At 55.2% G+C, this 26412-nt stretch carries 26 protein-coding genes; 14 read left to right on the forward strand and 12 right to left on the reverse strand.

The features are described 5' to 3' along the window. Positions 1–4 precede the first annotated feature (4 nt). Both glpK and glpX read left to right on the forward strand, forming a co-directional pair. Positions 5–1513 carry a glycerol kinase GlpK gene (glpK, locus tag ACSOSI_RS25220; RefSeq protein WP_017894417.1) on the forward strand — a complete coding sequence of 503 codons (1509 nt, stop codon included), beginning with the start codon at positions 5–7 and terminating at the stop codon, positions 1511–1513. Between the two features lie 130 nt (positions 1514–1643). Then, positions 1644–2654 (forward strand): class II fructose-bisphosphatase, encoded by a 1011-nt coding sequence (gene glpX / locus ACSOSI_RS25225; RefSeq protein WP_017894418.1) that lies wholly within the window; start codon positions 1644–1646, stop codon positions 2652–2654. Between the two features lie 32 nt (positions 2655–2686). Here the strand turns inward: glpX and emrD are convergent, their stop codons facing one another. After that, the gene (emrD, locus tag ACSOSI_RS25230) at positions 2687–3871 is read right to left on the reverse strand and encodes a multidrug efflux MFS transporter EmrD (protein WP_012147474.1); all 1185 of its coding nucleotides are present in this window, start codon (positions 3869–3871) and stop codon (positions 2687–2689) included. Positions 3872–4167: 296 nt separating this feature from the next. On the opposite strand from emrD, the gene ACSOSI_RS25235 reads away from it, so the two are divergent. Further along, positions 4168–4791, forward strand: coding sequence for a helix-turn-helix transcriptional regulator (locus tag ACSOSI_RS25235; protein ID WP_476706324.1), 624 nt, complete (start codon positions 4168–4170; stop codon positions 4789–4791). A gap of 3 nt (positions 4792–4794) precedes the next feature. Further along, the gene (fpr, locus tag ACSOSI_RS25240) at positions 4795–5541 is read left to right on the forward strand and encodes a ferredoxin--NADP(+) reductase (protein ID WP_218218538.1); all 747 of its coding nucleotides are present in this window, start codon (positions 4795–4797) and stop codon (positions 5539–5541) included. Positions 5542–5550: 9 nt separating this feature from the next. Here the strand turns inward: fpr and ACSOSI_RS25245 are convergent, their stop codons facing one another. Next, positions 5551–5976: a DUF805 domain-containing protein gene (locus ACSOSI_RS25245; RefSeq protein WP_112363578.1), complete on the reverse strand. Its 426-nt coding sequence runs from the start codon at positions 5974–5976 to the stop codon at positions 5551–5553. Between the two features lie 201 nt (positions 5977–6177). Here ACSOSI_RS25245 and ACSOSI_RS25250 point away from each other — a divergent pair, with 201 nt between their 5' ends. Together ACSOSI_RS25250 and tpiA are read left to right on the forward strand one after the other, a co-directional pair. Continuing rightward, positions 6178–6768 (forward strand): DUF1454 family protein, encoded by a 591-nt coding sequence (locus tag ACSOSI_RS25250; RefSeq protein ID WP_476706325.1) that lies wholly within the window; start codon positions 6178–6180, stop codon positions 6766–6768. Positions 6769–6895: 127 nt separating this feature from the next. After that, the gene (gene tpiA, locus ACSOSI_RS25255; protein WP_012147479.1) at positions 6896–7663 is read left to right on the forward strand and encodes a triose-phosphate isomerase; all 768 of its coding nucleotides are present in this window, start codon (positions 6896–6898) and stop codon (positions 7661–7663) included. 66 nt (positions 7664–7729) lie between these two features. Here tpiA and ACSOSI_RS25260 read toward each other — a convergent pair whose 3' ends face one another. The 4 genes from ACSOSI_RS25260 to cpxP form a co-directional block, all read right to left on the reverse strand. Continuing rightward, a complete protein-coding gene (locus ACSOSI_RS25260; RefSeq protein WP_476707298.1) occupies positions 7730–8719 on the reverse strand; it encodes a sulfate ABC transporter substrate-binding protein in 990 nt (329 codons plus the stop codon). A gap of 193 nt (positions 8720–8912) precedes the next feature. Next, positions 8913–9875: a 6-phosphofructokinase gene (gene pfkA, locus ACSOSI_RS25265; protein WP_012147481.1), complete on the reverse strand. Its 963-nt coding sequence runs from the start codon at positions 9873–9875 to the stop codon at positions 8913–8915. A gap of 231 nt (positions 9876–10106) precedes the next feature. Further along, positions 10107–11009: a CDF family cation-efflux transporter FieF gene (gene fieF / locus ACSOSI_RS25270; RefSeq protein WP_476706326.1), complete on the reverse strand. Its 903-nt coding sequence runs from the start codon at positions 11007–11009 to the stop codon at positions 10107–10109. 116 nt (positions 11010–11125) lie between these two features. Continuing rightward, a complete protein-coding gene (gene cpxP, locus ACSOSI_RS25275; protein WP_017894426.1) occupies positions 11126–11620 on the reverse strand; it encodes a cell-envelope stress modulator CpxP in 495 nt (164 codons plus the stop codon). A gap of 149 nt (positions 11621–11769) precedes the next feature. On the opposite strand from cpxP, the gene cpxR reads away from it, so the two are divergent. The 4 genes from cpxR to ACSOSI_RS25295 all read left to right on the forward strand — a co-directional run bounded on the left by cpxR (position 11770) and on the right by ACSOSI_RS25295 (position 15198). Continuing rightward, positions 11770–12468 (forward strand): envelope stress response regulator transcription factor CpxR, encoded by a 699-nt coding sequence (gene cpxR / locus ACSOSI_RS25280; RefSeq protein WP_004953234.1) that lies wholly within the window; start codon positions 11770–11772, stop codon positions 12466–12468. Then, positions 12465–13838, forward strand: coding sequence for an envelope stress sensor histidine kinase CpxA (gene cpxA, locus ACSOSI_RS25285; protein WP_012147484.1), 1374 nt, complete (start codon positions 12465–12467; stop codon positions 13836–13838). The genes cpxR and cpxA overlap by 4 nt, the downstream gene beginning before the upstream one ends. Before the next feature lie 63 nt (positions 13839–13901). Continuing rightward, positions 13902–14375 (forward strand): tRNA (uridine(34)/cytosine(34)/5-carboxymethylaminomethyluridine(34)-2'-O)-methyltransferase TrmL, encoded by a 474-nt coding sequence (gene trmL, locus ACSOSI_RS25290; RefSeq protein ID WP_012147485.1) that lies wholly within the window; start codon positions 13902–13904, stop codon positions 14373–14375. Positions 14376–14526: 151 nt separating this feature from the next. Beyond that, a complete protein-coding gene (locus ACSOSI_RS25295) occupies positions 14527–15198 on the forward strand; it encodes a DUF3313 domain-containing protein (protein ID WP_012147486.1) in 672 nt (223 codons plus the stop codon). Between the two features lie 63 nt (positions 15199–15261). Here the strand turns inward: ACSOSI_RS25295 and cysE are convergent, their stop codons facing one another. The 5 genes from cysE to ACSOSI_RS25320 form a co-directional block, all read right to left on the reverse strand. After that, complete coding sequence (gene cysE, locus ACSOSI_RS25300; RefSeq protein WP_012147487.1) at positions 15262–16083, reverse strand: serine O-acetyltransferase; 822 nt, start codon at positions 16081–16083, stop codon at positions 15262–15264. 136 nt (positions 16084–16219) lie between these two features. Beyond that, positions 16220–17239: an NAD(P)H-dependent glycerol-3-phosphate dehydrogenase gene (gene gpsA, locus ACSOSI_RS25305; protein WP_012147488.1), complete on the reverse strand. Its 1020-nt coding sequence runs from the start codon at positions 17237–17239 to the stop codon at positions 16220–16222. Beyond that, entirely contained in the window at positions 17239–17709 is a 471-nt protein-coding gene (gene secB / locus ACSOSI_RS25310) for a protein-export chaperone SecB (RefSeq protein WP_012147489.1), read from the reverse strand. Before secB ends, gpsA begins: the two co-directional genes overlap by 1 nt. 59 nt (positions 17710–17768) lie before the next feature. Beyond that, entirely contained in the window at positions 17769–18017 is a 249-nt protein-coding gene (grxC, locus tag ACSOSI_RS25315; RefSeq protein WP_012147490.1) for a glutaredoxin 3, read from the reverse strand. 28 nt (positions 18018–18045) lie between these two features. Next, positions 18046–18480, reverse strand: a complete 435-nt coding sequence (locus tag ACSOSI_RS25320) for a rhodanese-like domain-containing protein (protein WP_012147491.1) — start codon at positions 18478–18480, stop codon at positions 18046–18048. Positions 18481–18779: 299 nt separating this feature from the next. Here ACSOSI_RS25320 and gpmM point away from each other — a divergent pair, with 299 nt between their 5' ends. The 4 genes from gpmM (at position 18780) to adiA (ending at position 25287) form a co-directional block, all read left to right on the forward strand. After that, entirely contained in the window at positions 18780–20324 is a 1545-nt protein-coding gene (gpmM, locus tag ACSOSI_RS25325) for a 2,3-bisphosphoglycerate-independent phosphoglycerate mutase (RefSeq protein ID WP_218218251.1), read from the forward strand. Positions 20325–20333: 9 nt separating this feature from the next. After that, positions 20334–21668, forward strand: a complete 1335-nt coding sequence (gene envC, locus ACSOSI_RS25330; protein WP_261422858.1) for a murein hydrolase activator EnvC — start codon at positions 20334–20336, stop codon at positions 21666–21668. 2 nt (positions 21669–21670) lie between these two features. After that, the gene (locus ACSOSI_RS25335; protein WP_476706327.1) at positions 21671–22627 is read left to right on the forward strand and encodes a divergent polysaccharide deacetylase family protein; all 957 of its coding nucleotides are present in this window, start codon (positions 21671–21673) and stop codon (positions 22625–22627) included. A gap of 359 nt (positions 22628–22986) precedes the next feature. Continuing rightward, positions 22987–25287: an arginine decarboxylase gene (gene adiA / locus ACSOSI_RS25340; RefSeq protein ID WP_476706328.1), complete on the forward strand. Its 2301-nt coding sequence runs from the start codon at positions 22987–22989 to the stop codon at positions 25285–25287. A gap of 99 nt (positions 25288–25386) precedes the next feature. Here the strand turns inward: adiA and tdh are convergent, their stop codons facing one another. Further along, the gene (gene tdh, locus ACSOSI_RS25345; RefSeq protein WP_476706329.1) at positions 25387–26412 is read right to left on the reverse strand and encodes an L-threonine 3-dehydrogenase; all 1026 of its coding nucleotides are present in this window, start codon (positions 26410–26412) and stop codon (positions 25387–25389) included.

A 26412-nucleotide genomic window follows, 5' to 3' on the forward strand; every position in this document is an offset into this window, starting at 1 on the left:
AATCATGACTGTAGAAAAAAAATACATTGTCGCTCTCGACCAGGGAACTACCAGTTCACGTGCCGTAGTGCTAGACCACGATGCCAATATTGTTGCGGTGTCGCAGCGTGAATTCACGCAGATTTACCCGAAAGCCGGCTGGGTTGAGCATGATCCAATGGAGATTTGGTCATCACAGAGCTCCACGCTGGTGGAAGTGCTGGCGAAAGCCGACATCAATTCCGATCAGATCGCCGGCATCGGCATCACCAACCAGCGCGAAACCACCATCGTCTGGGAAAAAGACACCGGCAAACCGATCTATAACGCCATCGTCTGGCAATGCCGCCGCACCGCCGATATCTGTGAAAAACTCAAACGCGACGGCATGGAAGAGTATATCCGTCACAACACCGGCCTGGTGGTTGACCCGTACTTCTCCGGCACCAAGGTAAAATGGATCCTCGATCACGTTGAAGGCGCCCGTGAACGCGCCAAGCGCGGCGAGCTGCTGTTCGGCACCGTCGATACCTGGCTGGTGTGGAAAATGACCCAGGGGCGGGTGCATGTGACCGATTACACCAACGCCTCGCGCACCATGATGTTCAATATCCATGAGCTGGACTGGGATGAGCGCATGCTGGAGGCGCTGGATATCCCGCGCGCCATGCTGCCGAAAGTTCGTCCATCCTCTGAAGTGTACGGCCAGACCAACATCGGTGGTAAAGGCGGTACGCGTATTCCTATCGCCGGTATTGCCGGTGACCAGCAGGCGGCACTGTACGGCCAACTGTGCGTTCAACCGGGCATGGCGAAAAACACCTACGGCACCGGCTGCTTCCTGCTGATGAACACCGGCAAAGAAGCGGTACGTTCCAGCCACGGCCTGCTGACCACTATCGCCTGCGGCCCACGCGGCGAAGTGAACTATGCGCTGGAAGGCGCAGTCTTCATCGGCGGCGCTTCTATTCAGTGGCTGCGCGATGAGCTGAAACTGATCAGCGATGCGGCCGACTCCGAATACTTCGCCACCAAGGTGAAAGACAGCAACGGGGTATATGTGGTGCCTGCCTTTACCGGTCTGGGCGCGCCTTACTGGGACCCGTATGCCCGTGGCGCGATCTTCGGTCTGACCCGTGGCGCGAACAGCAACCACATTATCCGTGCCACGCTGGAATCCATTGCCTACCAGACGCGCGACGTGCTGGATGCGATGCAGGCCGACTCCAACACCCGCCTGCAATCGCTGCGTGTGGACGGTGGCGCGGTCGCCAACAACTTCCTGATGCAGTTCCAGTCTGACATCCTCGGGACCCGTGTAGAGCGTCCTGAAGTGCGTGAGTCGACTGCGCTCGGTGCGGCATTCCTGGCAGGCCTGGCTATCGGCTACTGGAATGACCTGGATGAAGTGAAGAGCAAGGCGGTCATCGAGCGTGAGTTCCGTCCAAGCATTGAAACCACCGAGCGTAACTTCCGTTACAGCGGCTGGAAAAAAGCGGTTGCCCGCGCGCAAGCATGGGAAGAGCACGACTAACGCTGTTTTGCTTTGTTGACCTCATCACGCGCTGCCTCCGGGTGGCGCGTTTTTTTTGCCCCGTCCCACCATCGCCCGCTGTGATAAACTTTGTCGATATTTTCTCCCTTTCTCACAGACAGGTTTTGCCATGAAACGTGAATTAGCCATCGAATTTTCCCGTGTTACCGAAGCTGCCGCGCTGGCGGGCTACAAATGGTTGGGACGCGGCGATAAGAACGCCGCCGATGGTGCTGCGGTCAACGCAATGCGCATTATGCTTAATAAAGTGGATATCGATGGCCGCATAGTGATCGGCGAAGGCGAAATTGATGAAGCGCCAATGCTGTATATCGGCGAGCAGGTCGGCAGCGGCCAGGGCGACGCGGTGGATATCGCCGTCGACCCGATCGAAGGCACCCGCATGACCGCCATGGGTCAGCCCAATGCGTTGGCTGTACTGGCGGTGGGCGATCGCGGCACCTTCCTGCACGCCCCTGACATGTATATGGAAAAACTGGTAGTGGGCCCGGCAGCGCGCGGCGCGATCGATCTTAACCTGCCGCTGGCCGAGAACCTGAACAAGGTCGCGGTCTGTCTGGGCAAACCGCTGAGCCAATTGACGGTGGTCATTCTGGCCAAGCCGCGTCACGACGGCGTTATTGCCCAGATGCAGCAACTCGGGGTACGAGTCTTCGCTATCCCCGACGGCGATGTGGCGGCCTCAATCCTGACCTGTATGCCCGACAGTGAAGTCGACGTGATGTACGGTATCGGCGGTGCGCCTGAAGGGGTCATTTCCGCCGCGGTGATCCGTGCTCTGGACGGTGATATGCAGGCACGCCTGCTGCCGCGCCACCAGGTTAAAGGCGACAGCGCCGAGAATCGCCGCATCGGTGAGGAAGAACTGGCGCGTTGCAAAGAGATGGGGATTGAAGCCGGCAAGGTATTGCTGCTGGATGATATGGCGCGCAACGACAACGTGATTTTCTCCGCTACCGGCATCACCAAGGGCGATTTGTTGGAAGGCATTAGCCGTCAGGGCAATATGGCCACCACAGAAACCCTGCTGATCCGCGGCAAATCACGCACTATCCGCCGTATCCGCTCAACCCACTACCTGGATCGTAAAGACCCGGCGCTGCACGAATTCCTGCTGTAAATAATCAGGGCGCCTTCGGCGCCCTGTCAGTTTTATACGGTATGTCCCTGATGCTGCATCCGGTGCGATAACGGCCACCAGCACAGCAAAATCAGTAATGCCATGGCAAACATCAGCAGGCCGAGGCTAAACTGCCCGGTCTGCGGCAGCATGGCGGAAAGCCAGGTCGCCAGGCCGGAGCCCATGTTCTGCATGCCCCCAACCAATGCGCCAGCCGCACCGGCCAGATAAGGAAACGGCTCCATCGCCCCGGTAGTGGCCAGCGGGAATAGCATCCCGGCGCCGAAGAAGAACAGCGCAGCCGGCACAATCAGCGTCCAGATGTTCATCACGCCAAACCACCCGGGGATCCACATCATCAGGCCCGCCAGCAGGCAACTGATCACCGAATGCCACACCAGACTGTGGAAGCTTTTGCCGTCACGACCGGCATACCAGGCACCAAAGAACGCCGCCGGGATTGGCAGAATAAACAGGATACTGACGGTCAGTCCGCTAAGGCCCAGTACGCCGCCCATCAGCACGCCGCAGCTGGCTTCAAAGACCGCGATCCCGGCCAGAGCACCAATCAGCATCACCAGATAACAGCTAAAAGTACTGTCCGCCAGCAGCTTGCGGAAGCTCGCCAGCATGCGCCGTTTTTCAGTCTGCTGCGGTCGGGTTTCCGGCAGCCAGCGGAACATGGCGAAGGCCACGCCGGCGCACAACACCAACAGGAAGGCATAACAGGCGCGCCAGCCAAATATCATCGCCAATGCCCCACCGATGATCGGTGCCAACAGCGGACTGACCAGAATGCCCATGTTGAGCAGGCTGTTGGCATAGCGCAGCGAAGTACCGGCATACAGGTCACGCGGCATGGTTCGCGCCATCACCCCCGCCACGCCGGTCCCCATCCCCTGAATGGCACTGGCGGCAACCAGCATCGTCAGGTTGGTGGACAGCAGCGCGCCAAGCGCACCCATCATAAAAATCATCATCCCGGCCAGGATCACCGGCCGACGGCCAATACGGTCCGACAGCGGGCCGTAAATCAACTGCGAGAAGCCATAGGTCATCAGATAAGCCGCCATCACGCGCTGCACGGCACCGGAGCGCACCGACAGATCCTTGGCAATATCAGCAATCACGGGGACATAAATGGTTTGTGCCATCTGACCGACGGCCACTAACAGGGTAAGCATCACCAACAGGTGAAAGTTTTCTATTTTTCTCATTATCTTCGTTAACGTATTAACTCGTCACAGCGTCCCGGTATGGCCCCTAATTCAGCCAGAACGGCGAGCAGCCCTCTATGGCGGCATAAGCTAACAAATTTAATTTTTTTAGCGAGTTTCCGGCAAATATTGATCTCCGTCACAGTGGCAGCAAAGCCAACCAGCCTCGTAAATTAAACTGTACGTCTACTGCTTATGGGTTAAAAATGGCAAACTTTCAATAGTTTGGCTTTAGCATTTAATCGATAATTATTTTCATCATCTTGAAATAAAATAACGCCATAGGGATTGGGTTTATGAAGACAACAGAGCTGATTTTATTGCAGTTAAAAACCTTGGGGCCGCACTCTGCCAAAATGCTGGCTGAGCGTCTGGACATCACCCCCATGGGTATCCGTCAGCATCTGCAATCTCTGGAAAAACGTGAGCTGGTGGGTTACGAGGAAGCGCGTACCAAGGTAGGTCGCCCCACACGCTACTGGTCGCTGACCCAGCAGGGCCACGCCCAGTTTGCCAATGGCCACGATCGGCTGGCGACAGAGCTGTTGGGAGCTGCCCATCAGTTGTTTGGGGCGGAAGGGGTGGAGCAGTTGCTCAGCGCGCGCGAAGACAAGCTTTATCAGCGCTATGCTGAAGAACTGTCTGAGGAAGACTGCCATCAGGCCAAACTCGCCCGATTGGTGCGCCTGCGGCAGCATGATGGCTACATGGCCGAACTGTTAGAGCACCCGCAGGGCATGCTACTGGTGGAAAACCACTGCCCAATCGGCGTGGCGGCCACCGCCTGCAGCAGCCTGTGCAACTCGGAGCTGCAACTGTTTAACCGTCTGTTTGGCCAAGGTTATCGCATAGAGCGTACTGCGCATGCTATTTCCGGCTCACGACATTGCGCTTATTTGATTCGACCATTGGAGCTTTAGAGTATGGCTGACTGGGTTAATGGCAAGGTTACACAAGTCACGCAATGGACCGACGGGCTGTTCAGCATCACCGTCCATGCCCCCATTGCTCCCTTTACCGCCGGGCAATTTGCCAAACTGGCGCTGGAAATTGACGGCGAACGCGTGCAGCGCGCCTATTCCTACGTCAATGCCCCCAGCGATCCGAACCTGGAGTTTTACCTGGTCACCGTGCCGGAAGGCAAACTGAGCCCACGCCTCAATCAACTGCGACCGGGTTCCGAAGTGATGGTGACCAAAGAGGCCGCCGGATTTTTCGTGCTGGAGGAAGTGCCTGAATGCGACACCCTGTGGATGTTGGCGACAGGCACCGCCATAGGCCCTTACCTGTCGATGCTGCAGGAAGGCAAAGACCTGGAACGCTTCAAAAATCTGGTGTTGGTGCATGCCACCCGCTTTGCACGCGATCTCAGCTACCTGCCGCTAATGCAGCAATTACAGCAGCGTTACAATGGCAAACTGCGCATTCAGACTATTGTCAGCCGCGAAGAGGTCACCGGCTCGCTGACCGGCCGCGTACCGGCGCTGATCGAGGATGGACGGCTGGAAGCGGCCGTGGGATTACCCCTCGACGCGGAAACCGACCATGTGATGCTGTGCGGTAACCCGCAAATGGTGCGGGATACCCAGCAAACGCTGAAGGATCAGCGGCAGATGCGCAAGCACCTGCGCCGCAAGCCTGGCCATATCACCAGCGAGCAATACTGGTAGCGTACGGCCTCATTGTGCGCTGAACTTCACCGGCTCGGCCGGCGGGCCAAAACGGTTGGCATCGGGCGTGCCGACAAAGGCGCCCAAATCGATCATCATCATCACAATGATCAGCGTCGGGATAAAACGCCCGACGCCCCATTGCCAGAGCGGTGCCAGCATCTGCCAGTTACCCGCCGCCAGCAACCACGCCAGGATCAGCAATAACGCCCACCAGCCGGCTTTATTGCGGTCGTGCAGCCGTTTCACCAGCACCGCCGCCGTCGGCCATAGCAAGCCCACGATAAAGAATGCGATGGTCTGGATATCCACCAGTTCACGACTGGCGAGAGAAAAAGCCACAACCATCAGCACCAGCCACAGCACCATCCAAATCCAAAAGTCACGCCGCCCAATTCGGCCCTTAAACGAAAAGCACCACTGTTGTATTGTCATTGAATCCTGCGTTGTTAGCCTGCCCATATTCTGCCGTGCAGTGTAACATAGGCGCTGCCGGGCGAAGATTTCTGCCCTGCATTACGCGGAGTAACGCACAGCTTTCCTGTCAGCAAGCGATAATGGCGCGGGATCTTTGACAATCCCCCTGGGTTATCGCTTTAATCGGAGCCATCTTTGTTCTTGATGCCGTGTTATACCATGCTGAGAAAAACCATCGCCATCGCCTGCCTGTTGCTGAGTATCAGCAGCGCCTGGGCCGATCCGCCGGATGCCGTCGTCAGTGCATCGCCCACCGCGCCGTATCTGCTGGCCGGGGCACCGACCTTTGATCTGACGGTGGTCAAATTCCGCGAAAAATATAACCGCGACAACCCGACGCTGCCGATTGGCGAATTTCGCGCCATCGCAACCGCAGAGGACGATACGCCACTGCTGACGCGTGCCGCCAGCAAGCTGAACGAAAATCTCTACGCCTCCACTGCGCTGGAAAAGGGCACCGGCAAAATCAAAACGCTGCAAATTACCCATCTGCCGCTGCAGCAAAGCAGCGAAGAAAAGGCGGCCCGCACCATTGCCATCAACTATATGGCCGCACTGATGCGCCAGTTTGAACCGGCGCTGACGGTGGAAAAAAGCCTGAGCAAAGTGGCCAACCTGTTGGAGAAAGGCAAAGGTTCACGCTTTTACCAACAGCAGGTCGGTGCGATCCGTTATGTGGTCGCGGACAACGGCGATAAAGGGGTAACTTTCGCTGTTGAACCGGTTAAGCTGACGCTATCCGAGCCGTAACAGCCGGTCATTTAATGACGAAAAGCAAAGCCTTCGCGCTTAATCATCTCTATACTGTTGGGCAGGTAAACTGCCGGTCCGGCAGTGGTTATTTCGACTCTCGCGTTCCCTTGTTGGAGGAAAAAACATGCGTCATCCATTAGTTATGGGTAACTGGAAGCTTAACGGCAGCACTCACATGGTTAACGAACTGATCGCCGCACTGCGCAATGAACTGAGCAGTGTTGACGGTTGTGGCGTCGCTATCGCACCACCGGTCATGTACCTGGACCAGGCCAAGCACGCGCTGGCCGGCAGCCGCATCGCTCTGGGCGCCCAAAACGTAGACGTGAACCTGTCCGGCGCATTCACCGGTGAAGTTTCTGCCGACATGCTGAAAGATATTGGTGCGCAATACATCATCATCGGCCACTCCGAGCGTCGTACTTACCACAAAGAAACTGACGCTGCGATCGCCGAGAAATTTGCCGTGCTGAAAACTGCCGGTCTGATCCCAGTGCTGTGCATCGGTGAAACTGACGCTGAAAACGAAGCGGGTAAAACCGAAGAAGTTTGCGCACGTCAGATCGACGCCGTACTGAAAACCCAGGGTGCAGAAGCCTTTAAAGGCGCGGTTATCGCTTATGAGCCAATTTGGGCTATCGGTACCGGCAAGTCTGCCACTCCTGCGCAGGCACAGGCAGTACACAAATTTATCCGCGATCACATCGCCAAGCAGGACGCAGCCGTGGCTGCAGAAGTGATCATCCAGTACGGCGGCTCCGTGAACGACAAAAATGCTGCCGAGCTGTTCACTCAGCCGGACATCGACGGCGCGCTGGTTGGCGGCGCATCACTGAAAGCCGATGCTTTCGCCGTGATCGTCAAAGCCGCTGCTGCTGCTAAAAAAGCCTGATTTCTCCCGGCTTATAAATAACAAAACCCCGGCTTGCCGGGGTTTTTTATTGGTGCCCATTGAGCATCAACGTTTGCTGATTTCGTCAAACACGCCGCCGGTGGCAAAGTGCACCTTCTGCGCCTGAGTCCAGCCACCGAAAGTATCATCCACGGTGAACAGTTTCAGTTTCGGGAACTGATCGGCAAACTTGGCCGCTACCGCCGCATCGCGTGGACGGTAATAGTTTTTCGCCGCGATGGTCTGCCCTTCCGGCGTATACAGATACTTCAGGTAAGCCGTAGCCACATCACGGGTACCGCGCTTATCAACCACTTTATCCACCACCGACACGGTCGGCTCGGCCAGAATCGATTCGCTTGGGGTGATAATCTCAAACTTGTCCTTGCCCAGCTCTTTTTCCGCCAGCAGCGCTTCGTTCTCCCAGGCGATCAGCACATCACCGATACCGCGTTCAACGAAGGTATTAGTTGAACCGCGCGCACCGGAATCCAGCACTTCGACGTTCTTATACAGGTTTTTAACGAATTCTTGCGCCTTGGCCTGATCGTTATTGTTCTGATGCAGTGCATAACCCCAGGCCGCCAGATAGTTCCAACGCGCGCCACCAGAGGTTTTCGGGTTCGGGGTGATTACCGAGACGCCCGGTTTGATCAAATCCGCCCAATCGTGAATTTGCTTTGGATTACCTTTGCGCACCAGGAACACAATGGTCGAGGTATAAGGTGCCGAGTTGTCCGGCAGACGTTTGATCCACTCTTTATCAATGCGCCCGCGCTCAGCGATAGCGTCCACGTCATAGGCCAATGCCAGTGTCACCACGTCGGCCTCAATGCCGTTAATCACCGAAGTCGCCTGCTTGCCGGAGCCACCATGCGACTGACGCACCGTGACTTTATCACCGGTCTGTTGCTGCCAGTATTTACCGAATGCGGTGTTATATTCCTGATAGAACTCACGCGTCGGGTCGTATGAAACGTTCAGCAATTGGATATCTTTCGCCATGACGCCGGACGCCAGCAGCATTATTGTCAGACCTGCACCCCATTTACGCATACGCATCGACTTGCTCCCCCAGGAAAAATAATCGCAACCTCAATCGGTTGATTTAGCATCAGAGCCTGCCAGAAACTTGGCTATCAATTAAAGAATAAAAAATGTTGGGCTAGACGATTCTGGAATATAACCGCAGCAGACATAAAAAAAGCCTCCGCATGCGGAGGCTTCTGTTGACTGAATTAAAACGGGATCAGTACAGTTTTTTCGCCGTTTCCAGCCAGTCGCCCTTGAATGGACGCTTCATGTTTTCGATCGCATCGATGATGTCGTGGTGCACCATCTTCTCGTTTTGGATACCGACACAGCGGCCGCCGTAGCCCTGCAACAACAGCTCGATGGCGTAAGCACCCATGCGGGAAGCCAGAATACGGTCGTAGGCTACCGGTGAACCACCGCGCTGAATATGCCCCAACACGGTAGCACGGGTTTCACGCTTGGTTTCTTGCTCGATATGGCGTGCCAGCTCATCGATATCGCAGATATGCTCGGTGATCGCCACGATCGCGTGTTTTTTACCCTTGTCGATACCGGCTTTGATTTCACACACCAGATCTTCGCGGTTGAACTCAATTTCAGGCAACACGATGAACTCGCAACCGCCGGCAATCGCCGCCGCCAGCGTCAGATCGCCGCAATAACGCCCCATCACTTCAACGATAGAAATACGCTGATGTGAAGATGAGGTATCGCGCAAGCGGTCAATCGCTTCCACCACGGTTTCAAGCGCGGTGAAGAAACCGATGGTGTAGTCGGTACCGGCCACGTCGTTATCGATAGTGCCCGGCAAGCCAATACAAGGGAAACCTTCTTCCGTCAGGCGTTTAGCCCCCATATAGGAACCGTCACCGCCAATCACCACCAGCGCATCAATACCGCGGTTTTGCAGATTTTCAATCGCCTTGGCACGTACGCTGTCGTCTCTGAACTCCGGGAAGCGGGCAGAACCAAGGAAGGTGCCGCCGCGATTGATCATATCGGACACGCTGTAGCGGTCCAATTTTTCCATGCGATCTTCGTACAAGCCAAGGTAGCCATCGTAAATACCAAAAACTTCCAGACCTTCTGAAAGTGCAGCACGCACAACGCCACGGATCGCAGCGTTCATACCCGGCGAATCACCGCCACTTGTCAGTACACCGATTTTCTTGATCATGACTACCTCTGAACTGTAGATGCAATTTCTTAAGAATTCTGTATTCGCCGATTGTCCTGGAACCTCTCCGGCTGTAGAAAATCAGCTTTACGGCTTATTGCTGGATATTATAACAAAAACACCCAGCTGAATTGATTCAAGTCACGCAATATTGCGGTAAAAAACCATCATGGCACGCTGAGCTAACTCCGCCATTCACCCGTTGCACCGATCTTACAGGCTCTGTATTGATTATAGCTCCCAACGCCCCTGTCGGCCCTCTGGCACCACGGAACAGGGATCCTGGTGAATGAGGACATCCGCTCCGGGGAAACGATGCAACAGTGCCTGTTCCACCTGCTCGGCCAGAAGATGCGCCTGCATCAGCGGCAGCGCATCGTCCATTTCCAGATGCAACTGGATAAAACGCGTCGGACCGGACTGGCGGGTCCGTAGATCGTGCGCACCTTTCACCCCTGGCCAGGAAGAAATCACATCAATAATTGCCTGACGTTCGTCATCCGGCAATGCCCTGTCCAGCAGCGATTGCACCGCCTCATGGCCCATCCGCAGCGCGCTATAAAGAATGTAGACGCCAATGGCCAATGCAAACAGCGCATCCGCCCGTTGAAAACCGTACCAGCTTAGCGCAAGCGCTATAAGAATAGCACCATTCATCATGACATCTGACTGATAATGCAGCATATCTGCTCGTACGGCCTGACTACGGGTTTTCCTTACCACCCAACGCTGATAGGTGACCAGCAGCAAGGTGCTGAACAACGCCACCACCGTCACGGCAATACCAATACCGGGATCGCGCAGCGTTTCCGGAGAGTACAGATGCTGGAAGCCGGTCAGGAACAGAAACAGTGCCGAGCCGGAAATAAACATGCTCTGCGCCAGCGCGGCCAACGACTCGGCCTTACCATGCCCGAAGGTGTGTTCCTCGTCGGCCGGCAGCAGCGAATAACGCACCACCAGCAAGTTGGTCAGCGACGCGGCGATATCCACCAGGGAATCTACCAAAGCGGCCAGCAGGCTCACCGAACCGGTGTGGTACCAGGCGACAATTTTGATCAGTAGCAGTATCGAGGCCAACGCAGTGGCAGCTAACGCGGCAGATTTCACCAAACGCGCATATTGCGGTTCCATAACCCATCCAGGTTAAACGTTGAGAGGGCCAATATAGCGGAATGATGGACAAAAAAAACCCCGCCATCATGGCGGGGGAAGACAGGGATGGTGTCTATGGCAAGGAAAAACAGGGACTACTCAGTCATACTTAACTTCTGGGCAGAAGTTTGCTGCAAACCAGAAATTTGTTGCTCCATCTGCTGCATGCGCTGCTGATGTTTCTGGTCTAAAACACTTTTTTGCTGTGGCGTCAGCAGGTTATACATTTGATTGCGTACTCTGGCCATTTCGACCTGGCGCTTAACCTGTTGCTGAGCCATCTGTTCCGCCTGGGCATACACGGCGGCTTCATCAAATTTGTCTGCGGTCACCAGCTTATGCATGGCTTCCATTTCAGCTACATTGACACCAGGCAGATCGTGGCGCGCCTGGCGCATTAAATCGCGCATTTGCTGACGCTGCTGTTCAGACAGGCTGACACCGTCAAACATGTGGTGCTGACCTGGTGCTCGGGTCATCGCGTCGTTGCCGGGAGTCGGTACAGTTTCCGATTTAGTGTCAGCAGCAAACGCAGCGGTAGAACCTATTGCCAGCATTGATGCCATAACTAATGCGGTCACCTTACGCATTTTAACTCCTCGTGCTTTCTCACTTTGCGAATCAACGAGGAGCAGTGTACTGCTGCACCTGCAAACATGCGTCAGTGCATGTAAAACTACGTAAAGTCATGGAATGCCAACAGTTGATGACGTATTTTGCGTCAGGAGGAAAAAATACAATGAACAAAATTCTGTTAGTTGACGACGACCGCGAGCTGACCTCGCTGTTAAAAGAACTTCTTGAAATGGAAGGTTTTACTATCGTCGTGGCCTACGATGGTGAACAGGCGTTGTCGCTTCTGGACAGCTCCATTGATCTGCTGTTGCTCGATATCATGATGCCGAAGAAAAACGGTATCGATACGTTAAAAGAGCTGCGTCAGCACCACCAGACGCCAGTCATTATGCTGACCGCTCGCGGCAGCGAATTGGACCGGGTACTGGGTCTGGAACTGGGTGCCGATGACTACTTGCCAAAGCCTTTTAACGATCGCGAACTGGTTGCACGTATTCGTGCGATTCTGCGCCGCTCCAACTGGAGCGAGCAGCAGCAAAATGTCGATACCGGCGCACCCACGCTGGACGTTGACGGTTTGCAACTCAATCCGGGCCGCCAGGAAGCCAGTTTCGACGGCCAAACGCTGGATCTTACCGGCACCGAATTTACCCTGTTGTACCTGCTGGCACAGCATCTCGGCCAGGTAGTCTCTCGTGAACTGCTGAGCCAGGAAGTGCTGGGCAAACGTCTGACGCCGTTTGATCGCGCCATCGATATGCACATCTCTAACTTACGACGTAAACTGCCGAACCGCAAAGACGGCCACCCGTGGTTCAAAACCTTGCGTGGACGGGGTTACTTAATGGTATCTGCAACATGATCAACAGTTTGACGGCACGTATCTTCGCCATTTTTTGGTTCACATTGGCCCTGGTGCTGATGCTGGTGTTGATGGTGCCCAAGCTCGACTCCCGCCAAATGACCTCGCTGCTGGACAGCGAGCAGCGGCAGGGGCTGATGCTGGAACAACATGTCGAGGCCGAGTTGCAAAACGATCCGGCCAACGACCTGATGTGGTGGCGGCGTTTATTCCGCGCCATTGAAAAATGGGCCCCGCCAGGGCAGCGCCTGATCCTGGTCACCAGCGAAGGCCGGGTGATTGGCAACATGCAACGCAACGAAATGCAGTTGGTGCGTAATTTTATCGGCCAATCTGATAATTCCGACCATCCGAAGAAGAAAAAATACGGCCGCGTCGAACTGGTCGGCCCCTTCTCCGTACGCGATGGTGAAGACAACTACCAGTTGTACTTAATTCGTCCGGCCAACAGCCCACAATCCGACTTCATCAACCTGATGTTCGACCGGCCGCTGCTGCTGCTGATCGTCACCATGTTGATCAGCGCCCCATTGCTGCTATGGCTGGCCTGGAGCCTGGCGAAACCGGCACGCAAGCTGAAAAACGCGGCCGATGACGTCGCCCGTGGCAATCTGAAACAGCATCCGGAGCTGGAAGCCGGGCCGCAAGAGTTTCTGGCGACCGGCGCCAGTTTCAACCAAATGGTCAGTTCGCTGGAACGCATGATGACCGCTCAGCAACGGCTGATCTCCGACATCTCGCACGAGCTGCGCACCCCGCTAACCCGTCTGCAGTTGGCTACCGCGTTAATGCGTCGTCGCCACGGTGAAGGCCGTGAGCTGGAGCGCATCGAGACCGAGGCGCAGCGTCTGGACTCGATGATCAACGATCTGTTGGTGCTGTCACGAGGACAGCAGAAAAGCGAGTTGGTCCGTGAGCGGCTGCTTGCCAATGAGCTCTGGGCCAATGTACTCGATGACGCTGGCTTTGAAGCCGAGCAAATGGGCAAGCATTTGGAAGTCACCGCTCCTCCCGGTCCATGGACGCTGTTCGGCAACGCCGGCGCGTTGGACAGCGCACTGGAAAACATTGTGCGTAACGCACTGCGCTATTCGAACACCAGGATCGCCGTGGCGTTTAGCGCGGACAACCAGGGCATTACCATTGTGGTCGACGATGACGGCCCTGGCGTCAGTACGGAAGATCGCGAGCAAATTTTCCGACCGTTTTATCGCACCGACGAAGCACGCGATCGCGCCTCCGGCGGCACCGGCTTGGGCCTGGCGATCGTAGAAGCGGCAGTCAACCAGCATCGCGGCTGGGTAAAAGCGGAAGACAGTCCGCTCGGTGGCCTGCGGTTAGTCCTGTGGTTACCGTTGCATCAGCGCTGATCGCCTAAGACAGGCCGGTAAGATTTTGCTATTCTGCGCCCCTCGTCATGAGGGGCTTTTTACATGTTGAACATTGTTTTATTCGAACCCGAAATTCCACCCAATACCGGCAATATCATCCGCCTGTGTGCCAATACCGGTTTTCAACTGCACCTGATAGAACCGATGGGCTTCCCGTGGGATGACAAACGCCTGCGCCGCGCCGGGCTGGACTATCATGAATTCGCCAGCATCCGACGTCACGCCGACTACGCCGCTTTTATCGCCAGCGAAAATCCGCAGCGGCTGTTTGCCCTGACCACCAAAGGCACCCCCGCGCACAGCGCGGTCAGCTATCAGGCCGGCGACTATTTGCTGTTTGGGCCGGAAACCCGCGGGCTGCCTGCTGAAATCCTCGAAGCCTTGCCGGCACAACAGAAAATCCGCATTCCGATGCAGGCACAAAGCCGTAGCATGAACCTGTCCAACGCCGTGGCCGTAGTGGTGTATGAAGCCTGGCGGCAACTGGACTATGCGGGTGCGCTGATCAAATCCTGACTACGCGCTTTGCAAGTAAAAACAAGCTGCGCATCACGATCCTGATAGGCCGCCCCGTAACATGGCACGCACAGCGCCAAAACATTCGCTATGGCAGAAGATAATGAGCTATCTTTTGTAAGGGTTATCGGCACTCATCATAGGAAATCGTATGAAAAAACAACGCTTGAGCGTTGCCATGGCGGCATTGGCAGTGAGTTTGTTGCTGGCGGGTTGTTCGTCCAAAGTGACCACTACAAAGCAGTACTCGGGGTTCCTGTCTGACTACAGCAAATTGCAAGAAACGACGTCGCCAAGCGGCCATAAAACGCTGCGTTGGATCGACCCAAGCTACAAAGAATCCAACTACCGCGGCCTGTATTTCCAGCCGGTCGTCTATTTCCCAGCGGAAAAACCGACCACACGTGTGAGCCAGGACACGCTGAATAAAATCAAGGCCTATTCCACCCAGCGGATAAAAGCTGCGCTTCAGGATCGCTTTACCATCCTGAAAAGTCCGGCTGGTTCGCGCGTTCTGGTGGCCAAACTCGCCATTACCGCCGTCTCCGCTGAAGATGAAGACATGAAATTCTATGAGGTCGTTCCAGTTGCCGCGGTGGTTGCCGGCACCATGGCTGCCAGTGGCCACAGAACTCAAAACACCACGCTTTATATTGAAGGTGAGTTGATCGATCAGGACACCGGTAAAACAGTGCTGGAAGTCGTGCGTAAAACCTATGGCAAAACCGTTAGCAACGACAGCACGCCGGTCACTGCAGAGGATGTGAAAGCGGCGATCGACGACGTCGTCACCGATATCACCAACTTCCCGAAACAGGGTTAATCCCGCGTCAGAAAGCATCAGGGGAGCCGAAGCTCCCCTGAATTTATTCTTGAACCCACCGGCTTAAATGCCGTCGCCGTACTCAAAACCGTGGTTGGTACCGTTGAAGTACTGATCCATATCCATCGATGGCGTATCGCTTTCCGGTCGACCGACAATGCGCGCCGGCACACCGGCAGCCGTAGTATGCGGTGGCACCGATTGCAGCACCACCGAACCGGCACCGATTTTCGCGCCTTTACCCACTTCGATATTGCCGAGAATTTTAGCCCCGGCGCCAATCATTACGCCTTCGCGGATCTTCGGGTGGCGATCGCCGCTGGTCTTTCCGGTACCACCAAGGGTGACCGATTGCAGAATAGAGACATTATTTTCTACCACCGCGGTTTCACCGATCACAATGCCGGTAGCGTGGTCGAGCATGATGCCGCAACCAATGGTCGCAGCCGGATGGATATCCACGCCAAAAGCGACCGAAATCTGGTTTTGCAGATAGATCGCCAGCGCCTGTCGCCCCTGCAACCACAGCCAGTGGCCGATACGGTAAGCCTGTAGCGCATGGAAGCCTTTCAGGTACAACAGCGGCGTCGAGTACTTGTCTACTGCCGGGTCACGCAAGCGCACCGCCAGGATGTCGCGAGCCGCCGAAACGATCATTTGCTGATCGGCCAGGTAAGCGTCTTCCACCACTTCACGCACCGCAATAGCGGGCATAATCGGGTTGGCCAACTTGTTTGCCAGAATATAGCTGAGCGCACCCCCCAGGTTGTCGTGCTTGAGCAACGTCGCATGATAAAAGCTAGCCAGCATCGGTTCACACTCAGCCAGCTCTCTTGCCTCTGATTTGATGCTATTCCAGACCTGCTCTAACTCTTCTGACGACATCAGGTTCCTCTCCGCCTTGCAAAACAGGCTGCCTCACCGCATCGCAGTCAGGCAGCCCAATTCAATTGCCGGGTCAGCATGCCGCCCCGCATATCGTTTTTATACCCGTCATCTTTCAAGCTGCAGGGTATCTAGGTTATGCGCTGTGCTTTTCGTCTTTTCTGGTACGCCCCAGCAGGCTCAGCGCAGCTTCTCGGGCATTTTTATGGCAATACAACACCTGATAAATCTGTTCGGTAATCGGCATTTCCACGCCGTAGCGTTGCGCCAGTGCCAATACCTCTTTGGTATTGCGATAGCCTTCGACCACCTGACCGATGCTGTCCTGCGCTTCCTGCACGCCTTTACCCTGTCCCAGCATAATACCGAAACGGCGGTTGCGCGATTGATTATCGGTGCAGGTTAACACCAGATCGCCCAACCCGGCCATGCCCATAAAGGTCGATGGGTCAGCCCCCAACGCAGAGCCAAGACGGGTCATTTCCGTCAGGCCACGGGTAATCAGTGCCGTACGCGCATTGGCACCAAAACCGATACCGTCTGACATCCCGGCACCGATGGCAATCACGTTCTTCACCGCCCCGCCCAGTTGAACGCCGATAAAATCGGGGTTGCTGTACACGCGGAAACTTTTGCCACAGTGCAACAACTGCTGCAAATCTTCGGCGAACTGCGCGTCGGTAGAAGCCAGCGCAATCGCGGTCGGCAGCCCGGCGGCCAGCTCTTTGGCAAACGTCGGCCCTGAGACCACCGCCAGCGGAATAGCCTCGCCCAGCGCTTCGCGCGCCACGTCCTGCAACAGCCTGCCGGTTTCCGCTTCCAGCCCTTTGGTGGCCCACACAATGCGGGCATCCGGACGCAGATGCGGTTTCAACTGGCGCAGCACGTCACCGAACACGTGGCTTGGCACTACCACCAGCACATCGCGGCTGGCAGCCAGCGCGCGCGCCAGATCGGCTTCAAGCAACAGGGTATCGGGGAAAGCGACATCGGGAAGAAATGCCTGATTGCAGCGATCGCGCTGCATCTTTTGGATTTGCTCGGGGTTATGACCCCACAGCACCACGGAGTGGCCGTTACGCGCCAGCGTAATAGCTAATGCGGTGCCGTACGAGCCGGCACCGATTACAGTCATTGAAGCATTGACGGTGTTCATCAGGCATCCTGATGTGGTGCGGCACCTTCGCCTTCTGACTGCTGCTGCAGATAGTTCATGAACAGCGCGTCAAAGTTAACCGGTGCCAGGTTCAACTGCGGGAATGTACCGCGAGAAACCAGGCTGGTGATGCACTCACGCGCATACGGGAACAGAATGTTCGGGCAGTATGCACCCAGGCAATGCGCCAACTGAGTACCGTCGATGCCCGCTACGGAGAAGATACCCGCCTGCTGCACTTCACACAGGAACGCAGTTTCTTCGCCCAGAGAGGCCGTCACGGTTACGCGCAGTACAACTTCATACACTTCATCAGCCAACTGGCTGGAAGCGGTATCTAGATCCAGTTTAACTTCTGGCTGCCATTCCTGCTGGAAAACCTGCGGAGCCTTTGGCGCTTCGAAGGAGATATCCTTGGTGTAAATACGCTGGATCTGGAAAGCCATCTCTGTGCTGTTTTGTTCTGACATGTGTGTAATACCCTTGGTTAAACGTCCTTATTGATACTCAGTAACCGGCAGTCATCCGCTTAAAGCAGCGGATCCAGACCACCACGAGCATCGAGTTCATATAAATCATCACAGCCGCCAATATGTTGGCCGTCGATGAAAATCTGAGGCACGGTGGTGCGCCCACTGCGCGCAATCATCGCTTCGCGTTTTTCATTATCACCATCAATGGCGATTTCGTTAAACGCGGCTCCCTTGCTGTTCAGCAACGCTTTGGCGCGATGACAGAACGGACAGGTCGCTTTGGTGTAGATATCAATGTTAGCCATGGATTACCACCTCAAATACGTTAAAGAATTACTTACCGCGCACTAACGGCAGGTTTTCCCCGCTCCAGCCGGCAATACCGTCTTTCAGCGTAACTACGTTTTCAAAACCGGCCTTGCTCAGGTTCTCTGCCGGCTCGCGGGAGGTGGTGCCGTTGGCACAAACCACGATGATCGGCTGAGCCTTGTGTTTTTCCAGCTCGCCCAGACTGCCGCTTTTGATTTCGCTGGCGGTCAGGTTGATGGCGTTGGCCAGGTGGCCACGGCGGAAATCATCACGGCTGCGGGTATCAACCACAACAGCATCTTCTTTATTAATCAGGCGGGTGGCTTCACCACGGGTGATCTCTTTCACCTTGGAGAAACTGCTCTTGAACGTCATGACGATCACCGCAACCAGCAGGGCGATCCAGGCCAGGCTCAGTATGGGATGCTTGCTAACGAATTGCATAATTTCTTGCAGCATGGGGTGTAACAACTCCCGTTAGTTAAGGGAAAAAATAACTCAAGGTTCCAGAGTATACCTGCCGAGTGCAGCAAATACAGCCAATAAGCAAGCGCTATTGCAGAAACTGCGGGCTACGCTGAGAAATTCACGATGCCACAGCATAAAAGCCGCCCTTGTTCACCGCAACTTTGATCTCTCTGGGCTCTTTTTAAGCGGTCGCGTTGTAAAATCGGGCGGTTTTGAGAGTGAATAGTCATCCGCCCGGCCAGGGGTTGATGACTATTCACAACTTAAAAGTTCATAACGAGGTTAACGCAATGTCGAGTAACAAAAAGCCGATGGTACTGGTGATCCTGGACGGTTACGGCCACCGCGAGGAGCAACAGGACAACGCCATTCTGAACGCCAAAACGCCGGTAATGGACCGTCTGTGGCAACAGCAGCCACACCAGCTGATCGCCGCGTCCGGGCTGGATGTCGGCCTGCCTGACGGTCAGATGGGTAACTCGGAAGTCGGCCACGTCAACCTGGGTGCCGGGCGCATCGTTTATCAGGACTTGACCCGACTGGATAAAGAAATCAAAGAAGGCGATTTCTTCGCCAACCCGACGCTGACGGCGGCGGTCGATAAGGCCGTACAGGCCGGCAAAGCGGTACATATCATGGGCCTGCTGTCACCGGGCGGCGTCCACAGCCACGAAGACCATATTCTGGCGATGATTGAACTGGCTTCGCAGCGCGGCGCCAAAGCCGTTTACCTGCACGCCTTCCTGGACGGTCGCGATACCCCGCCACGCAGCGCAGAAGCCTCTCTGCAACGCTTTAGCGATGCCTTTGCCAAACTGGGCACCGGGCGCATCGCGTCGCTGATTGGCCGTTATTACGCCATGGACCGCGACAACCGTTGGGACCGTGTTCAACTGGCCTACGATCTGCTGACCCAGGCCAAGGGCGATTACGTCACCGATAACGCCGTGGCTGCTCTGCAGGCCGCTTACGAGCGCGGTGAAAACGACGAATTCGTCAAGCCGACCGTGCTGCAAGCCGCCGGTGAAGCCAAGGCCGAATTACATGATGGCGACGCACTGATCTTCATGAACTTCCGTGCCGATCGCGCACGCCAGATCGTCCGCTCTTTCGTTAATGCCGATTTCGACGGCTTCCCTCGCGCCAAAGTCATCAATTTTGGTGATTTCGTGATGTTGACCGAGTATGCCGCCGATATCAAAGCCCCTTGCGCCTATCCGCCTGCATCGCTGAGCAATACCTTCGGTGAGTGGCTGATGAAACACGACAAGACCCAGCTACGCATCTCGGAAACCGAAAAATACGCTCACGTCACCTTCTTCTTTAACGGCGGTGTTGAAGAACCCTTCACCGGTGAAGATCGCGTGCTGATCAACTCACCGAAGGTCGCTACCTACGATCTGCAGCCGGAAATGAGCGCCGCCGAGCTAACCGACAAACTGCTGGCCGCCATTGCCAGTGGTAAATACGACGCCATTATCTGCAACTATCCGAATGGGGACATGGTGGGCCATACCGGGGTCTACGACGCGGCAGTGAAGGCAGTAGAAACTCTGGATAACTGCATTGCTCAGGTGGTTGAGGCAGTTAAGGCCGTCGACGGGCAGTTGCTGATCACCGCCGATCACGGCAACGCCGAACAAATGCGCGATCCGGCTACCGGTCAGGCGCATACCGCTCACACCAGCCTGCCGGTACCGCTGATTTACATCGGCAAGCCTGCCAGCGCAGTCAATGGTGGCAAGCTTTCGGACATCGCACCAACCATGCTGGCGCTGATGGGAATGGAAATCCCGCAAGAGATGACTGGTAAGCCGCTGTTCATCGTGGAATAATCCTTCTCCATGAGGGAAAAGGCGTTTTTTGCACTATCAAGGGTAACCCGAAGCGCAAACGCAGGCAGCCAACCGCTGCCTGAACGCACCGCGCCAAGGAAGTTGACCACCATGTGCGCCAGCGTATTTTACGCTGGCGTCTTGTTGTTGCCGTTAGCCAGCCAGGCGGCGGAAGACAACAAATCCCAACTCAAAGACATCCAGCAGAGCATCGCCGAGAAAGAAAAGGCGGTTAAACAGCAGCAGCAACAGCGCAGCTCACTGCAGGATCAGCTTAAGCAGCAAGAAAAAACCATCGCGCAGGCCAGCCGCCTGCTGCGTGATACCCAGGGCACTTTGAGCCAGTTGGGGAAAGATATCTCCGGCCTGAACGCCTCAATCGCCAAGCTGCAAAAACAGCAGTCAACCCAGCAGGAAATCCTTGCCAAGCAACTCGATGCCGCCTTTAGGCAGGGCCAGCACAGCGCCGTCCAGTTGGTGCTTAGTGGTGAAGAGAGCCAACGCAGCGAACGTATTTTGGCTTACTTCGGTTATCTGAACGAAGCACGCCAGCAAACGATTGAAGAGCTGAAACAAACCCGCGCCGAACTGGCCAGGCAAAAAACTACGCTGGTCGCCAAGCAAGGCCAACAGAAATCGCTGCTGGGCGAGCAACAGACGCAGCAACAGAAGCTGGAGCAGGCACGCGGAGCACGTAAGAAAACGCTGACCGCACTGGAAGCCTCGCTGGAAAAAGATCAGCAACGTCTGGTGGAACTGCGTCAGAACGAAACCCGCATGCGCGACAAAATTGCCCGGGCCGAACGAGAAGCCCGCGCCCGTGCGGAACGCGAAGCGCGTGAAGCCGCCAAGGTGCGCGAACAGGTTCGCGTCAAAGAACAGCAGGCGAAGAAAACCGGCACCAGCTATAAACCAAGCGAAGCCGACCGTTCACTGATGGCCCGTACCGGCGGCCTCGGTCGACCAAACGGACAGGCCATATGGCCGGTGCGCGGCCGCACACTGCACGGTTTCGGCGAACAGCTGCAGGGCGAGCTACGCTGGAAAGGCATGGTCATTGAGGCCAGAGAAGGCAGCGAAGTGAAAGCCATTGCCGATGGCCGCGTATTGCTGGCCGACTGGTTACAGGGCTATGGCCTGGTGGTCGTCATCGAGCACGGTAAGGGCGACATGAGTCTGTATGGCTACAACCAAAGCGCGTTGGTCAATGTCGGGGCGCAGGTGCGTGCCGGTCAACCAATCGCCTTAGTGGGTACCAGCGGGGGCCAGGGAACGCCGTCGCTCTATTTCGAAATTCGTCGCCAGGGTCAGGCCGTTAACCCACTGCCGTGGTTGGGAAGATAGATTTGCGCTATATCAAAACCCGTACTGTCGTATTGATTGGCTGTCTGCTGCAGGTTTGTGCCGCACAGGCAGGGAAGTTATCCATCGTTATCGATGACGTGGGTTATCGCCCGCATGAGGAAGGTGCCGTGCTGCAGATGCCGACGGCTATCTCCGTCGCCGTACTGCCCAACGCCCCTCATGCCCATTTAATGGCCACCCGCGCCCACAGTCAGGGCCGCGAAGTGCTGATCCATATGCCGATGGCACCGCTCAGCAAGCAACCGCTGGAACGCGATACGTTGCAGCCTTCGATGAGCAGCGAAGAGATCCAGCGCATTATCCGCAATGCGGTCAATAATGTGCCCTATGCGGTGGGTATGAATAACCATATGGGCAGCGCCATGACCTCCAGCCTGCCGGCCATGCAGAAGGTGATGCAGGCGCTCGACAGCTACCAGCTCTATTTCCTCGACAGCATGACCATTGGCAATAGCCAGGCCACCCGCGCTGCCGCCGGCACACACGTGAAGGTGATCAAGCGGAAGGTATTCCTGGACGATACCGCCAACGAAGCCGACATCCGCCGTCAGTTCAACCGCGCGGTCGAGCTGGCACGACGCAACGGCTCCGCCATCGCCATTGGCCACCCGCGCCCGGCAACGGTAAGAGTGTTGCAGCAAATGCTGCCGACATTACCAGCCGATATTGTGTTGGTAAAACCCAGCTCTCTGCTGAATGAACCGCAGGGCGGCAGCGGCGGTAGTTACGTCCCACCAGTGGCCAAACCGCCGAAACCGCAGCCGAAGAACCCGTTCACTGGCGGTATCAAGCAGTGCAAGGTCAAGTTGCCGAAAGAAAAAGTCAACGCCGGCAAGGTGATGAGCGTGATCGGCGAAAGCGTGGCGCAGTCACCCGCCGTGACATTTATTCAACGCCAGTGGCAACGCTGGACAGGGCCGGAACAAACCAAGTCGTAAGTTTTCCCGCTAAAACAGGCGACAAGCAGAGCCTTCTGCTTGTCGCTTTTCTTTTCCTGAAATCCCCTCACACCTGCCCGTAATCCCGATCATCACACCCGATAAACTCATTAATAATTCTTTAATTATGATGATAAAAATATCATTTTGAAATAGCAGAAATGTAAAAACAAAAGCAACAATAATAAAATAAATCAAATAATTTCAATGCAAAACCATACCAATCATTCCATTTCACATGATCGCAAAGACATTAATACCACCAGAAAAAGTTAATATTTATTAACCTATGTCAATAATACGTCGGCAGAACAGGCATAGGTTAAACAACGATCAATACATAAATGGAGTTAATTGATATGAAAGCACTATTGGTAGAAAGCAAGTTTACAACACCAGGCGGTTACCCCACCGCCGCAATAGAACGCCTGATTAAGCAGTTGAATAACCGTGATATTGAAGTCATGCGCGCCACTTCTGTGCCGGACGGTGAGTCCATTATCGACGCTAACGAGCCTATTGATTGCCTGCTGTTGGCCCGTAGCATGGACCCGAAAGAAGTCGATCCCGCACAGAACTTATTGGATAAACTACATAAGCGCCAAGAAAATGCGCCGGTGTTTCTGCTGAGCGACCGCGGCACCGTCACCAAAGAACTTAGCCTCGAGATGATGGAACAAATCAGTGAATTCGCCTGGATCCTGGAAGACTCGGCTGATTTTATCGCCGGGCGCATTATGGCCGCCATTAGACGCTACCGACAGCAGCTACTGCCGCCGCTGATGTCGGCCATAATGAAATACAACCAGACCCATGAATATTCCTGGTCGGCACCTGGGCACCAGGGCGGGGTGGGCTTTACCAAAACGCCAGCCGGCCGCGTCTATCACGATTTCTATGGCGAGAACCTGTTTCGCACCGATTCAGGCATCGAACGAACCGCAATGGGCTCATTGCTGGACCATACCGGTGCCTTTAAAGACAGCGAAAAAAACATTGCCCGCGTGTTTGGTGCACAACAATCCTATTCCGGCGTGGTGGGCACTTCTGGCAACAACCGCAGCGTGATGCAGGCCTGTTTGACCGAGAAACTGGCTGCAGTAGTCGACCGTAATTGTCATAAATCAATCGAGCAGGGGCTAATTCTCACCGGGGCCGCACCGGTCTATATGAACCCCATCCGCAATGCTTATGGGATTATTGGGCCAGTACCAAATTCAGAGATGTGGTACAACACCATAAAATATAAACTGCTGCATAATCCATTTGGCGAGCGGGATAATGGATACCTTGTACTAACAAACAGTACTTATGACGGTATTTGTTATAACGTAGCAGCGATAGAGCGCGCTATTAGTCCCGGGGCGGGACGGGAAAGTATAGTTCCAGTGCTTCATTTTGATGAAGCCTGGTATGGCTATGCCCGCTTTAACCCGATGTATAAAAATTACTTTGCCATGCGTGGTGATCCAAAAGCGCCTAAGGCACCTTATGCATCAACGATCGTTGCCACCCAGTCCAGCCATAAAATGCTCAATGCGCTGTCGCCCGCCTCTTACATTCATATCCGTAATGGCCAAACGGCTCCATTAGATTTCCCGCGCTTTAACCAAGCCTATATGATGCACACCACCACCTCACCGTCTTATATCATTGCCGCGTCTAACGATATTGCCGCACAGATGATGGACGGGGAATGCGGCCAATCGCTAACCCAAGAGGCCATCAATGAAGCAGTGGACTTCCGCCAGGCATTAGCCCGCCTGTATGCAGAATTCCAGAAAAAAGGTGAGTGGTTCTTTAAACCCTGGAATATCGAAGAAGGCCTCGATCCCAAAACGCAAAAAGACGTCCCATTCCAAGATATCCCCGCAGAGGCTCTGGCTACCGATCAAAGCTACTGGGTAATGAATCCAGATGATGAGTGGCATGGCTTCAAAGGTCTCGACGCGGATTGGGCGATGATCGACCCGGTCAAAGTCAGCATCCTGGCTCCGGGCATTAAAGTGGACGGTACGCTGGAAGACACCGGGGTGCCGGCAGCCCTGGTTAACGCCTGGCTAGCCCGCAACGGCATTGTGCCAACCCGCACCACCGACTTCCAACTGATGTTCCTGTTCTCTATGGGGGTGACCAAAGGCAAATGGGGGACTTTGCTGGAAGCGCTGCTGTCCTTTAAGCGCCATTATGACGCCAACACCCCACTGTCCGAAGTGTTGCCGGATCTTGCCACAAAATACAGCGCGGAGTACGGCGCCCTGGGCCTGAAAGATCTCGGTGATAAGATGTTTGCCTTCCTGAAACAGGATAACCTCGGCAAACTGCTTAATCAGGCCTATGACGATCTGCCAACACCGGTGCATACACCGCGTGCCGCGTACCAAAAAATGGTTCAAGGCGAATGTGAGCTGGTCGGTCTTGATGACCTGCATGGCAGGGTAGCAGCCAATGCGGTTCTCCCTTATCCACCGGGTATCCCTATGCTGATGTCCGGCGAAAAATTCGGTGAAGCAGGCAGCGATGGGAAAGAAAGTGCGCAAATTGCCTACCTGCGCGCATTGCAAAAATGGGATGACACCTTCGCAGGGTTTGAACACGAAACTGCAGGTATTACCATTACCGATGGTAAATACCAGGTGATGTGTATTAAAACTATCTGACCGGGGCACCGTACGCGGCTGTGCGGTTAATTACCTGACCACGTCATTCAGGGCCGGAAATTCCGGCCCTTTTACCCACATCAAACCCGGATTGAAAAACTAGTCCCAGCTCAAAATCACTTTGCCGGACAGGCCGGAACGCATGGCGTCAAAGCCCTGCTGGAACTGGTCGACTGAGAAACGGTGGGTGATGATAGGTGTCAGATCCAGACCAGACTGGATCAGTGCTGCCATCTTGTACCAGGTCTCAAACATTTCGCGGCCGTAAATCCCTTTGATAAACAGCCCTTTGAAGATCACCTGATTCCAGTCGATCGACATATCCGACGGCGGAATACCCAGCATGGCAATACGCCCGCCGTGGTTCATCGCATTGAGCAAGGTACGGAACGCCGGTGGCGCACCGGACATTTCCAACCCAACGTCAAAGCCCTCAGTCATGCCCAGCTCGGCCATCACGTCATTCAGGTTTTCTTTGCTGACGTTCACCGCACGGGTCACGCCCATTTTGCGCGCCAGATCCAGGCGGTATTCGTTAACGTCGGTGATCACCACATGGCGGGCGCCAACGTGCTTGCACACCGCCGCCGCCATGATGCCGATCGGCCCGGCACCGGAAACCAGCACGTCTTCGCCAACCAGATCAAACGACAGCGCGGTGTGAACCGCATTGCCGAACGGGTCGAAGATAGACGCCAGCTCATCGGAAATATTGTCCGGGATTTTGAAGGCGTTAAACGCCGGGATCACCAGATATTCAGCAAATGAGCCTGGACGGTTCACGCCCACGCCGGTGGTGTTGCGACACAGGTGCGTACGGCCACCACGGCAGTTACGGCAATGGCCGCAGGTGATATGGCCTTCGCCGGAAACGCGGTCACCTACGGTGAAGCCTTTGACTTCCTGGCCGATGGCGACCACTTCACCCACATATTCGTGGCCGACCACCATAGGGACCGGGATGGTTTTCTGTGACCATTCATCCCAGTTATAAATATGAACATCGGTACCGCAGATCGCAGTTTTACGGATTTTAATCATGATGTCGTTATGGCCCAGCTCCGGCTGAGGCACATCGGTCATCCAAATCCCTTCTTCCGCTTTCAGTTTTGACAATGCTTTCAT

Source organism: Serratia sp. AR11 (assembly GCF_056376275.1).

Coding starts and splice junctions, on each gene's coding strand:
- glpK (WP_017894417.1), top strand. CDS start 5: ATGACTGTAGAAAAAAAATACATTGTCGCTCTCGACCAGGGAACTACC.
- gpsA (WP_012147488.1), bottom strand. CDS start 17,239: ATGAACACCGTCAATGCTTCAATGACTGTAATCGGTGCCGGCTCGTAC.
- ACSOSI_RS25320 (WP_012147491.1), bottom strand. CDS start 18,480: ATGCTGCAAGAAATTATGCAATTCGTTAGCAAGCATCCCATACTGAGC.
- fieF (WP_476706326.1), bottom strand. CDS start 11,009: ATGGAACCGCAATATGCGCGTTTGGTGAAATCTGCCGCGTTAGCTGCC.
- cysE (WP_012147487.1), bottom strand. CDS start 16,083: ATGTCGTCAGAAGAGTTAGAGCAGGTCTGGAATAGCATCAAATCAGAG.
- ACSOSI_RS25295 (WP_012147486.1), top strand. CDS start 14,527: ATGAAAAAACAACGCTTGAGCGTTGCCATGGCGGCATTGGCAGTGAGT.
- envC (WP_261422858.1), top strand. CDS start 20,334: ATGAGGGAAAAGGCGTTTTTTGCACTATCAAGGGTAACCCGAAGCGCA.
- cpxR (WP_004953234.1), top strand. CDS start 11,770: ATGAACAAAATTCTGTTAGTTGACGACGACCGCGAGCTGACCTCGCTG.
- fpr (WP_218218538.1), top strand. CDS start 4,795: ATGGCTGACTGGGTTAATGGCAAGGTTACACAAGTCACGCAATGGACC.
- ACSOSI_RS25260 (WP_476707298.1), bottom strand. CDS start 8,719: ATGCGTAAATGGGGTGCAGGTCTGACAATAATGCTGCTGGCGTCCGGC.
- gpmM (WP_218218251.1), top strand. CDS start 18,780: ATGTCGAGTAACAAAAAGCCGATGGTACTGGTGATCCTGGACGGTTAC.
- secB (WP_012147489.1), bottom strand. CDS start 17,709: ATGTCAGAACAAAACAGCACAGAGATGGCTTTCCAGATCCAGCGTATT.
- glpX (WP_017894418.1), top strand. CDS start 1,644: ATGAAACGTGAATTAGCCATCGAATTTTCCCGTGTTACCGAAGCTGCC.
- ACSOSI_RS25235 (WP_476706324.1), top strand. CDS start 4,168: ATGAAGACAACAGAGCTGATTTTATTGCAGTTAAAAACCTTGGGGCCG.
- adiA (WP_476706328.1), top strand. CDS start 22,987: ATGAAAGCACTATTGGTAGAAAGCAAGTTTACAACACCAGGCGGTTAC.
- ACSOSI_RS25250 (WP_476706325.1), top strand. CDS start 6,178: ATGCTGAGAAAAACCATCGCCATCGCCTGCCTGTTGCTGAGTATCAGC.
- pfkA (WP_012147481.1), bottom strand. CDS start 9,875: ATGATCAAGAAAATCGGTGTACTGACAAGTGGCGGTGATTCGCCGGGT.
- ACSOSI_RS25245 (WP_112363578.1), bottom strand. CDS start 5,976: ATGACAATACAACAGTGGTGCTTTTCGTTTAAGGGCCGAATTGGGCGG.
- trmL (WP_012147485.1), top strand. CDS start 13,902: ATGTTGAACATTGTTTTATTCGAACCCGAAATTCCACCCAATACCGGC.
- emrD (WP_012147474.1), bottom strand. CDS start 3,871: ATGAGAAAAATAGAAAACTTTCACCTGTTGGTGATGCTTACCCTGTTA.
- grxC (WP_012147490.1), bottom strand. CDS start 18,017: ATGGCTAACATTGATATCTACACCAAAGCGACCTGTCCGTTCTGTCAT.
- cpxP (WP_017894426.1), bottom strand. CDS start 11,620: ATGCGTAAGGTGACCGCATTAGTTATGGCATCAATGCTGGCAATAGGT.
- tpiA (WP_012147479.1), top strand. CDS start 6,896: ATGCGTCATCCATTAGTTATGGGTAACTGGAAGCTTAACGGCAGCACT.
- cpxA (WP_012147484.1), top strand. CDS start 12,465: ATGATCAACAGTTTGACGGCACGTATCTTCGCCATTTTTTGGTTCACA.
- tdh (WP_476706329.1), bottom strand. CDS start 26,412: ATGAAAGCATTGTCAAAACTGAAAGCGGAAGAAGGGATTTGGATGACC.